This window comes from Mycobacterium sp. (assembly GCF_035499775.1).
Taxonomy (GTDB): domain Bacteria; phylum Actinomycetota; class Actinomycetes; order Mycobacteriales; family Mycobacteriaceae; genus Mycobacterium.
The window spans coordinates 1-9,285 of record NZ_DATJYB010000082.1 but is presented as its reverse complement, the minus strand read 5'-3'; the positions used below and the strand labels follow the sequence as shown (position 1 = coordinate 9,285).

8 protein-coding genes and 2 pseudogenes are annotated in these 9,285 nt (G+C 65.6%); 4 read left to right on the top strand and 6 right to left on the bottom strand.

The features are described 5' to 3' along the window. Positions 1-33: 33 nt before the first annotated feature. Both VML93_RS05025 and VML93_RS05020 read right to left on the bottom strand, forming a co-directional pair. Positions 34-165, bottom strand: a pseudogene (locus VML93_RS05025) (excalibur calcium-binding domain-containing protein); the annotation flags it as partial. Positions 166-190: 25 nt separating this feature from the next. Further along, a pseudogene (locus tag VML93_RS05020) lies at positions 191-897 on the bottom strand (cupin domain-containing protein); the annotation flags it as partial. Positions 898-1,076: 179 nt separating this feature from the next. On the opposite strand from VML93_RS05020, the gene VML93_RS05015 reads away from it, so the two are divergent. Both VML93_RS05015 and VML93_RS05010 read left to right on the top strand, forming a co-directional pair. Then, positions 1,077-1,805, top strand: a complete 729-nt coding sequence (locus VML93_RS05015) for an enoyl-CoA hydratase/isomerase family protein (RefSeq protein ID WP_325608305.1) — start codon at positions 1,077-1,079, stop codon at positions 1,803-1,805. Beyond that, a complete protein-coding gene (locus VML93_RS05010) occupies positions 1,802-2,713 on the top strand; it encodes an amidohydrolase family protein (RefSeq protein ID WP_325608303.1) in 912 nt (303 codons plus the stop codon). The genes VML93_RS05015 and VML93_RS05010 overlap by 4 nt, the downstream gene beginning before the upstream one ends. On the opposite strand, the gene VML93_RS05005 is transcribed toward VML93_RS05010, so the two are convergent. Further along, a complete protein-coding gene (locus VML93_RS05005; protein ID WP_414686281.1) occupies positions 2,693-4,183 on the bottom strand; it encodes an AMP-binding protein in 1,491 nt (496 codons plus the stop codon). The two genes, VML93_RS05010 and VML93_RS05005, sit on opposite strands and share 21 nt — an antisense overlap. 92 nt (positions 4,184-4,275) lie before the next feature. Between VML93_RS05005 and VML93_RS05000 the strand changes: the two genes are divergently transcribed. Next, positions 4,276-4,548 carry a hypothetical protein gene (locus VML93_RS05000; protein ID WP_325608299.1) on the top strand — a complete coding sequence of 91 codons (273 nt, stop codon included), beginning with the start codon at positions 4,276-4,278 and terminating at the stop codon, positions 4,546-4,548. A 5-nt stretch (positions 4,549-4,553) separates the two neighbouring features. On the opposite strand, the gene VML93_RS04995 is transcribed toward VML93_RS05000, so the two are convergent. Next, on the bottom strand, positions 4,554-5,333 hold the full coding sequence (locus VML93_RS04995) for a hypothetical protein (protein ID WP_325608297.1): 780 nt from the start codon (positions 5,331-5,333) through the stop codon (positions 4,554-4,556). Positions 5,334-5,336: 3 nt separating this feature from the next. Beyond that, the gene (locus tag VML93_RS04990; protein WP_325608295.1) at positions 5,337-5,603 is read right to left on the bottom strand and encodes a hypothetical protein; all 267 of its coding nucleotides are present in this window, start codon (positions 5,601-5,603) and stop codon (positions 5,337-5,339) included. A 240-nt stretch (positions 5,604-5,843) separates the two neighbouring features. On the opposite strand from VML93_RS04990, the gene VML93_RS04985 reads away from it, so the two are divergent. Then, positions 5,844-8,462: an FHA domain-containing protein gene (locus tag VML93_RS04985; RefSeq protein WP_325608293.1), complete on the top strand. Its 2,619-nt coding sequence runs from the start codon at positions 5,844-5,846 to the stop codon at positions 8,460-8,462. Positions 8,463-8,477: 15 nt separating this feature from the next. Here VML93_RS04985 and VML93_RS04980 read toward each other — a convergent pair. After that, a partial coding sequence (locus tag VML93_RS04980; RefSeq protein ID WP_325608291.1) for an aldo/keto reductase occupies positions 8,478-9,285 on the bottom strand: 808 nt, incomplete at its 5' end.

Below are 9,285 nucleotides of genomic sequence, written 5' to 3'. Positions count from 1 at the left end.
AGTCGGCGATTGACGCCGGAAGGCTGACCTACTTCAGGGGCACACTTGGCAGGCAATGCCGTCGCCGTCACGGTCAAGTTCTGGCCGGTAACCCGGCTGGCCCCGACGAATCGGTGCCGCACCGGCAGCGCAGGCTGCCTTGCAGTTCTTGTAGAAGACGCCGGAGCCAGTCGTTGTCGTCGTGGGTGACGGCCGTGATCGGGTGCCAATGCGGCTCGCGCATCCCGTCTTCGCGGATCCGCAGCGAGTACATCGACAAGTCCTTGAGCCCCGGCCAGTATTGCAGCCGCGCGGTCCGGGCGGAACCGACGGCGATGCTCACCGGCGGCGGCATCGCGTGAACCGAGAACTTGTGCGGGTCGTCGAAGTACGCGGTCGCGGGCACGTCCGGATCTCCCTCGCGGAGCGCCAGCGCGTGGTCGGCGGTGCTGCGCCGGATCGCGGCGAAATCCGAGGCCGCAGGTCATAGGTGTTGCCCAGCACGGCGTCGGTCATGGCCCCGAAAGCCGCACCGAGTCCGAAGTCCTGGGGCCGTTCATTGCGGAACGTGATGATGAATTCGCACGCGTCGGCGCCGATGTTCTCGATGTGGTGCAGGGAGCCGGAGTCGATGTGGAACATGTCGCCCGCGCGCACCACGAAAGAGGCGAACTTGTTACCGGTGTCGAGCACCGACACCAGAGCGGTACCCGATACGCAATAGGTCAATTCGTTGGCGTTGGCATGCCAGTGCGGGGTCCGCATCGCACCCGGGTTGATCAGCAGCCGCTTGATCGACAGGCCCGTCAAAATGGGGAAGTTGTCGGCCGTCAGGCGCCGGATCGAGCCTAGCTGGGACTCCTCGACGATTTCGCCTTCGGTCAACGAAGCCATGTGTTTGCTTGTCTGCGTTAGCATTTCAGTCTCCTAACCAGCCCCGGATCGTCGACCCGAGCGAATTTCCGCGTTACTGTCTGTCACGATGCCGCCACCCGGCCCACGCCGTCCAACACCCGTTTTCGATGTGTTGATTACCGTTACCTATCAACCGGCCCTGCGGCCTAAGGTCGAAAGCAACGACCAACTTTGGAGGAGCGATGAGCCGCGACATTGCCACCCAGGTAGCCGACGACGGCATCGCCACACTGACCCTCAACCGGCCGGAACGCCGCAATGCGCTGTCGATCAAGCTCCGCGACGAGATCACCGAACAGCTCGACGGCTGGGCCGCCGATCCAGCGGTCCGCGCGGTCGTGCTCACCGGCGCCGGGTCGACCTTCTGCGCCGGCTTTGATCTCGACGAGTTCGCGCAGGCCGAGCTTGCGGCACGCATCAAGGACAGCTCGCATCGCTACCACCTCGCCGTATGGAACTTCCGCAAGCCACTGCTGGCCGCGGTCAACGGAGCGGCGGTGGCCGGTGGCATGGACCTTTGCGTGCTGTGCGACTTCCGGATCGCCTCCGCCAATGCGACATTCGGGCATCCCGAGATCAAATTCGGTGCGCCGCCGTTGTTTACACCGCTGCAGTGGATTGTCGGCATGGGTATCGCGCGCGATCTGTGCCTCACCGGACGGCGAATCGATGCCGGCGAAGCGCTGCGCATCGGCCTCGTCAACAGCATCAGTGAGCCCACGCAAGTCCTCGATGACGCGTTGGCCATGGCACGCATCATCATCCAGGCGCCCCAGGCGGCACTGGAGTGTGCGAAGCGCTACCTGGTCAGCAGCCCAAGCGCGACGTTCGAAGAGGCCTTCGCCGTGGAGCACGACGCGGTCTTCGACGAATTCCTGCATGGTCCGGTAGGTCCCAGGACAACGTCATGACCCGGGTCCCCGTCATCGACATGTGGGCGCCGATCGTGCCGTCTGAGGAGGTCATCGACGACCTGAGGGCCGGATTCCCAGCCGAGCAACTGCGCTACCTGGAGGTCTTCACCAAGACAACGGTCACCGGCGAGCAGTTCACCGACTACGCAGATTCTTTGCGCCGCACCGACGACCAAATACTGGACTCTCTGGACGCTGCCGGCATAACCCTCAGTCTGATCACCGGATTCGACGAAAAGTCCACCTGCGGTGTCACGTTCGTGCACAACACCTCGGTGGCGGCCATTGCGGAACGCCGGCCTGACCGCTTCCTGCCCTTCGCCGGCGTGGACATCATGAGCGGCAGCGCCGCCCTGGAAGAGTTGGAGTACTGGGTGGTCGAGCGCGGCTTCCGGGGGCTGAGCTTGCGGCCCTTCATGATTGGACTTCCCGCAACCGACGCCGCCTACTTCCCGTTCTACGCCAAATGCGTCGAACTCGGGATTCCGTTGTCTATCCACACTTCTGCCAATTGGACGCGGACGCGCCTCAGCGATCTCGGTCATCCCCGCCACATCGACGACGTTGCCTGTCAGTTCCCTGAGCTCACCATCCTGATGAGCCACGGCGGCTATCCCTGGGTGCTGGAGGCCTGCCTGATTGCGTGGAAGCACCCGAACGTCTACCTCGAACTGGCCGCGCACCGTCCCAAGTACTTCACCGCGCCCGGGGCCGGCTGGGATCCGCTGATGCGCTTCGGGCAGACGACCATCCGCGACAAGGTCATCTACGGCACCGGCGCATTTCTGATCAACCGCCCCTACGTGCAGTTGTGCGACGAGATGCGCGCGCTGCCGGTCCAACCCGAAGTCCTACAGGATTGGTTGTGGCGCAACGCCGCTCGGCTACTGCGGCTCGACGAGTAAGTCCGCCAACCGATTCCGTAGTTCGCGCTTGAGGACCTTGCCGTAGCTGTTCTTCGGCAACTCGTCGACGAACAGGTAGCGTTTGGGCCGCTTGAACCGCGCGATGTGTTGCAGCAGGTGCGCGTCCAACTCGTCGGCGGCGGCCGAGCCGACGATGAATGCCACCACCACCTCGCCCCACTCGGCATCGGGTGCGCCGACCACGCAGGCCTCCGAGACGCCCTGGTGCTCCAGCAGCGCCTCCTCGACCTCGCGTGGGTAGATGTTGCTGCCGCCGCTGATCACGACGTCTTTGGAACGGTCGCGCAGGGTGAGGTAGCCGTACGCGTCGAACGAGCCCATGTCGCCGGTGTACATCCAGCCGTTCTTGAGTGTGTCGCTGGTGGCAGCCGGGTTGTTCCAGTATCCGGACATGAGAGCATCACCGCGACAGACGATTTCACCCACCTCACCGGTAGCCGCCGCGGTGCCGTCGGAGCGCAGCACCGCGACCTCCATGCCGGACCGTGCGTAGCCGACGGAGCCCAGTACCGCGTCGTCGGTTGTTTGGTGGTCGGCGCGGCGCAGCCCGGTGATGGTCATCGGGGACTCACCCTGGCCGTAGATCTGGGCGAACACGGGACCGAATGCCGTCAACGCCTTCTTCAGGCTGTCGACATACATCGGGCCACCGCCGTAGACGATCGTGCGCAGATTGCCCGGACGGCCCCGGCCGGTCTCGACCAGCCGCTGCACCATGGTCGGGGCGAGGAACGCGCTGGAACCAGGGTGGTGCTCGCACAGATCCAGGAACTCGTCGGGGTTGAACGCACCCGATGCGGGCACGACCTGCCGGGCGCCACGCAGCACGTAGGGCAGCACGTACAGGCCGGAGCCGTGCGACATCGGGGCGCCGTGGATCAGGCTGCAGTCCTCGTCCGGGTTGTCGATGTCGGCCAGATGCGCGACCGTCATCGCGGTCAGGCTGCGGTGCGTCAGCATCGCCCCTTTCGACCGCCCGGTCGTTCCGCTGGTATAGAACAGCCAAGCCAATGCCGCTGAATCGGTGGCCGGCGGAACCGCGGGCTCAGCCGCATGCCGCTGCGAATAGCCTTCTCCGTCAAGGGTTTCTACCGCCACGTCGGTGCTGCCGGCCAACTCCGCGGCAATCTTCTGCGAGGCGAACACCTGCGAGACGCCGGCGTCGTCGATGATCTGCGCCATCTCCCGCGGATGCAGCTTGTAATTGATCGGGACCAGGACACACTCCGCCGCCCAGATCGCGAAGATCAATTCCACGATCTCGGGGCGGTTCTCGCTGGCGATAGCGATTCGCGCTTGCTCACCATGCGCGCGGCGGAGGGTGCTGGCGATCCGCAGCGCGCGGTCTCGCAGCTCGAGCCACGTGCATAGCCGACGCTCCCCGTGGTAGAGGGCGCCGCGATCGGGGTAGCGCGCGGCGGCCTGGTCGAGCACCGTGAACAGATTCACCGCCGACCACGATGACACAAACCGACGCGCGTCGCCTCCGGTGCCCCGCGTCATGCTCCGCCCCAATTGGGCAGTGGGGTTAATATGCGCGGGTGTGGTGGACGGAGCTGGCCGAGGAGTCCTGGGATGCGCTCTTCGAGCCACACCGCCGGCAAAGCCCCATCCTGCGCGCCATTGAGCTGCTCGACGAAATCGAGCACGATCCCGACGCGGCATGGCAAAGGGCTCACGAGGTTCGGTTGCCGGGCGTGACCCGATCCATCAGGCGCACCCTCATCGAGGTGGGGGCGCCGAGTTTGTGGATCTACTGGTCCCTTGATGCCGGACAGGACGCGATCGTCCTCGATTTTCTATTCGACGACTGAACCGATCAGGCCATGCCGATGTCGCTTTTCAGCGCTTCCAATCGCTGCCGTGTCCACTCCCATTTCGACAGCACTTTGGCGTCAGCTGACTCTTGGGTGCCTTTCGCGATCGCATCCGCCAGACCGGCGATGTAGCTCCGACGCGACGGGCCTGCCGGCGGCAGTTCCGCCGCCAGGAAATCGATGGACTGCGCCATGCCCAGGGGCTCGCCGCTGCGGCCCAGCAAAGGCTCGGGCGAGAGCAGTGGCACCACATCTCCAACCGACAGCGCTGCCACATCGGCTGAAAGTGCTATCCGCGGGCCGTTCGCGGTTTGCTCCAGCAGATACGCTTCGACCAGCGCCGGCCCGAACAACACGTTCCCGTTGTGAAAGCACTGGCCGATGGCGACACCGCCGCGGCACAGGATGGCGAATTCCCGAAGGTACGACAGCTGGATGCCGGCCAGTAACCGCAACACCTGAGCGACGGCCCGCTGCCGCTGCTGGTCGTCCAGCCCGTCGATGACGATCGACGCGCCAATGTTGTCCGAGAAGTAGGTGGTGCGCAGCGGATGCTCGTCCGACCTGGTGAGGTTGATCCTTTCCTGCCGATCGACCATGAACGCGAGCGCATTCATGAACACCTCGTTCGCGGCAAAAGCCTTGGCTCCGAGAGTGTCCAGAAACCCCACCGCGGAGAGACGGTATTTGCGGCCGGTTCGCGACAGTCGGCCCTCCGGCGCGGGGAACAACCGGCCCTTGTCGCTCCGTCCAGCTTCGTCGCTCAGTCCGGCTTCGCCCACCCGCTACCGGGCGGCTTTCTGGACCGCGGCTCGCTTCGACCTTTCCGGGCGGGGCCGAAGCTGGCCGGCATCGGCCAATTCGACAGCCCGCCGTAGACGATCGGCGATCAGGGTGACGGGAACGCTCACCACCGGCGTGAGCGTGAGCACGCCCATTTCGTCTTCCTCCACCCGGTACCGCTTGTGGCTGGGTTTGCCTGCCTTACCCAGGGAAATGCGGCGCCGAGGATCGACTTCCACCTCGCCGACGAAGCGGCTCGAACCGCTCATGATGCACCTCCTCGCGCCCACCCACGGTACGCCCTACCTGGTGTTGCGACCACCGGTGGGTAATTGGGTCATGACCATTTGGGGTAATGCCCCACATATGAATGGTACAAGTTTTCGCGGCGGCCTGCACCTCAAAGTGACATGATCGGCAAGAGGAGGGGAGACCTTGCACACTTCAAACCGACTGTCAGCAAAGCGCGTCGACCAGTCCCGCCAGCGGGCCCCGAGCCGATACAGTTGGTGGCGATGAGCCGACCAGCCCCCCCGGTGCTGACCGTCCGGTACAACGGAGCCGAGCGCACCTTCGCAGCAGGCAACGACGTCACCATCGGACGTGACCTCAGGGCAGACGTCCGCGTCGCCGATCCCCTGATCTCCCGCATACATCTCCTGGTGCGATTCGACCAGGGCCGCTGGGTCGCCGTCGACAACGGCAGCCTCAATGGGCTGTTCATCAACAACCAGCGGGTGCCGACCGTCGACATCCAGGACGGGCAGCGGATCAATATCGGCAACCCGGACGGTCCGGCGCTGACCTTCGAGGTGGGTCGGCACCGGGGTTCGGTCGGGCGTCCCCCCGAGACGACATCGATGGCGAATTACGGCCCGCGCGCCGGAGCTCAAGGCCCGCCGCGGACCGGGTCAGGACCAGTTCGGCCCGGCCAGCCGCAACAGCCGTCCGCCGCACGGATGTCGTCCACCCATCCCGGCAGCGCGCCACCGGGACACCCGGCGGGGACGCAGCCGCGATACCCGGCCAGCGGACCGCAACCGCGCCCTCCGACCGGATCGGGGCCGGCGCCACAGATCTACCGCCCGCCCGCCCCACGGCGCCCGGCGCCGGTGGGCGGCCGCCCCGGCGGTGAACCGGCGAACATCGCGACGTCGATGATGAAGATCCTGCGGCCGGGCAAAGCAGCGGCCGGGGCCTCGGCGCCGGGCGCGATCACGATCGGCCGGTCCAACGACAACGACATCGTCATTCCCGAGGTACTGGCATCGCGCCACCACGCGACGCTGATTCCGACGTCAAACGGCACCGAGATTGTCGACAACCGCAGCATCAACGGCACCTTCGTCAACGGCACCCGGGTCGACAGCGCGCTGCTGTGCGAAGGCGACGTCGTCACCATCGGCAACATCGACCTCGTCTTCGCCAACGGCACGTTGGCACGACGTGAAGAGAGCTTGCTGGACACCCGCACCGGTGGCTTGGAGGTGCGCGGGGTGACTTGGACGATCGAAGGCAACAAGACGTTGCTGGACAACATCTCGATCTCCGCGCGGCCCGGGATGCTGACCGCGGTCATCGGTCCCTCGGGTGCCGGCAAGTCGACGTTCGCCAAGTTGGTGGCCGGGTACACCCATCCGACCAGCGGCACGGTCGCGTTCGAAGGCCACAACATTCACGCCGAATATGCTTCGCTGCGAAGCAGGATCGGCATGGTGCCGCAGGACGACGTGGTGCACGGTCAGCTGACCGTGAAGCAGGCATTGATGTATGCCGCCGAGCTGCGGTTGCCACCCGATACCACCAAGAAGGACCGCGAACAGGTGGTTGGCCGGGTCCTCGAGGAACTCGAGATGACCAAACACCTCGAGACCAGGGTCGACAAGCTGTCCGGTGGTCAGCGCAAGCGTGCGTCGGTGGCTCTTGAGCTGCTGACCGGCCCGTCGCTGCTGATCCTCGACGAGCCGACGTCGGGTTTGGACCCCGCCCTGGACCGCCAGGTCATGACCATGTTGCGGCAATTGGCCGACGCCGGTCGGGTGGTGCTGGTGGTCACCCACTCCCTGACCTACCTCGACGTCTGCGATCAGGTTCTGCTGCTGGCTCCTGGCGGCAAGACCGCGTTCTGCGGACCACCGAGCCAGATCGGCCCGTCCATGGGCACCACGAACTGGGCAGACATTTTCAGTACAGTCGCCGACGACCCGGACGGCGCCAAGGCGCGATACCTGGCGCAGACCGGCCCGCCTCCACCGGCACCACCTAGGGAGCAACCCGCCGAACTGGGCGAGTCGGCGCACACCAGCCTGTTCCGCCAGTTCTCCACCATCGCGCGGCGCCAGCTGCGGTTGATCATCTCCGACCGCGGCTACTTTATTTTCCTGGCGATACTGCCCTTCATCATGGGTGCGCTGTCGATGTCGGTGCCCGGCGACGTCGGGTTCGGTCAACCGCCCATGACAAGTGAGGCACCCACCGAGCCGGCACAGATCCTGGTGTTGCTCAATGTCGGTGCCGTCTTCATGGGGACCGCGCTGACCATCCGCGATCTCATCGGTGAGCGGGCCATCTTCCTGCGTGAACAGGCGGTCGGCCTGTCCACTACCGCGTACCTGCTGGCCAAAGTGTGCGTCTACACCGTCCTCGCGCTCGTTCAGTCGGCGATCGTGACGGCGATCGCGCTGTACGGCAAGGGCGGTCCGACTCAGGGAGCCGTCGTCCTGGGCTCACCGGGGCTGGAGTTGTACGTCGACATCGCGGCCACCACCGTCGCCTCGGCGATGCTCGGGTTGTTGTTGTCGTCGGTGGCCAAGACCAGCGAACAGATCATGCCGCTGCTGGTGGTGGCGGTCATGTCGCAGCTGGTGTTCTCCGGCGGCATGATTCCGGTCACCAACCGCCCCGGGCTCGATCAGATGGCCTGGCTCACCCCGGCGAGATGGGGCTTCGCGACGTCGGCCTCCACGGTCGACCTGACCAAAATGTGTCCCGTTCCGCAAGTCCCGAAGGATTCACACTGGCAGCACACGCCCAGTGCGTGGTTGTTCGACATGGCCATGCTGGCTGTCCTCAGCGTCGCGTATCTGAGCTTCGTGCGCTGGAAGATTCGCCTCAAGAGCGGCGGCTGATCACTCGCCGGCGGCTCAGCGAAGTCCGAGCCGCTCGCGGACCAGGTCAGTCAGGAAGCGCCCGGTCGACACCGGCCTGAACGCGCGGGCCGCGTCGGTGAGCGCGTCGCGGGAAGCCGTGCTCAGCTCGATGTCGGCGGCCGCGACGTTGAATTCCAGCTGCTCGACGCTGGAGGCTCCGGGGATGGCGACCACCCCAGGCAGGCTGAGTAACCAAGCCAGCGCCACCTGTGCCGGCTTGGCGCCGACTTCCGCGGCGACGTCGCGCAACGTCTGCAGCAGCGGCTCGATGCGGCGCAGGTTCTCGGTGCCGAACAGGGCGTTCACGGCGCGAACGCCTCCCGGCCGGTTGTCCAGGCCGTACTTGCCGCCCAGTAGCCCTTGTTCCAGCGGGCTCCAAGCGATCACGATGCGATTCTCGCGTTCGGCGAACGGGACCAAGTCCTCGAGCGCGCCGGGGTAGGCGAGCGAAAAATGCACCTGGTTGCTGATCACCGGACGCCCGAGTGCGGCATCGGCCTTTCGCCATCGCGCGAGTGAGTAGTTCGAGACGCCGGCCGCGCCGATCTTGCCGCTGTCCAGCAGGTCACGCATGCCCGGCATGATGACCGAATCGGGCACCACCGGGTTGGGCTGGTGGATCTGGTAGAGCGGGATGCGGTCGAGCTGCAGCCGCTGCGCGCTGGCGCGCTCGCGCTGTTTGATGACGGGAGGAAAGGGCGCGACCGGCATGATTTTGCTGGCCACCGCGACCTTGGTTCGCTCGTCGCCCAGCGCTTCGCCGAGGATCCGCTCGCTCTTACCCAGGCCGTATACCTCGGCG

Excerpts from the sequence above, each read along its gene's own strand:
- VML93_RS05010 (WP_325608303.1), top strand. The coding sequence starts at position 1,802 with ATGACCCGGGTCCCCGTCATCGACATGTGGGCGCCGATCGTGCCGTCT.
- VML93_RS05015 (WP_325608305.1), top strand. The coding sequence starts at position 1,077 with ATGAGCCGCGACATTGCCACCCAGGTAGCCGACGACGGCATCGCCACA.
- VML93_RS04990 (WP_325608295.1), bottom strand. The coding sequence starts at position 5,603 with ATGAGCGGTTCGAGCCGCTTCGTCGGCGAGGTGGAAGTCGATCCTCGG.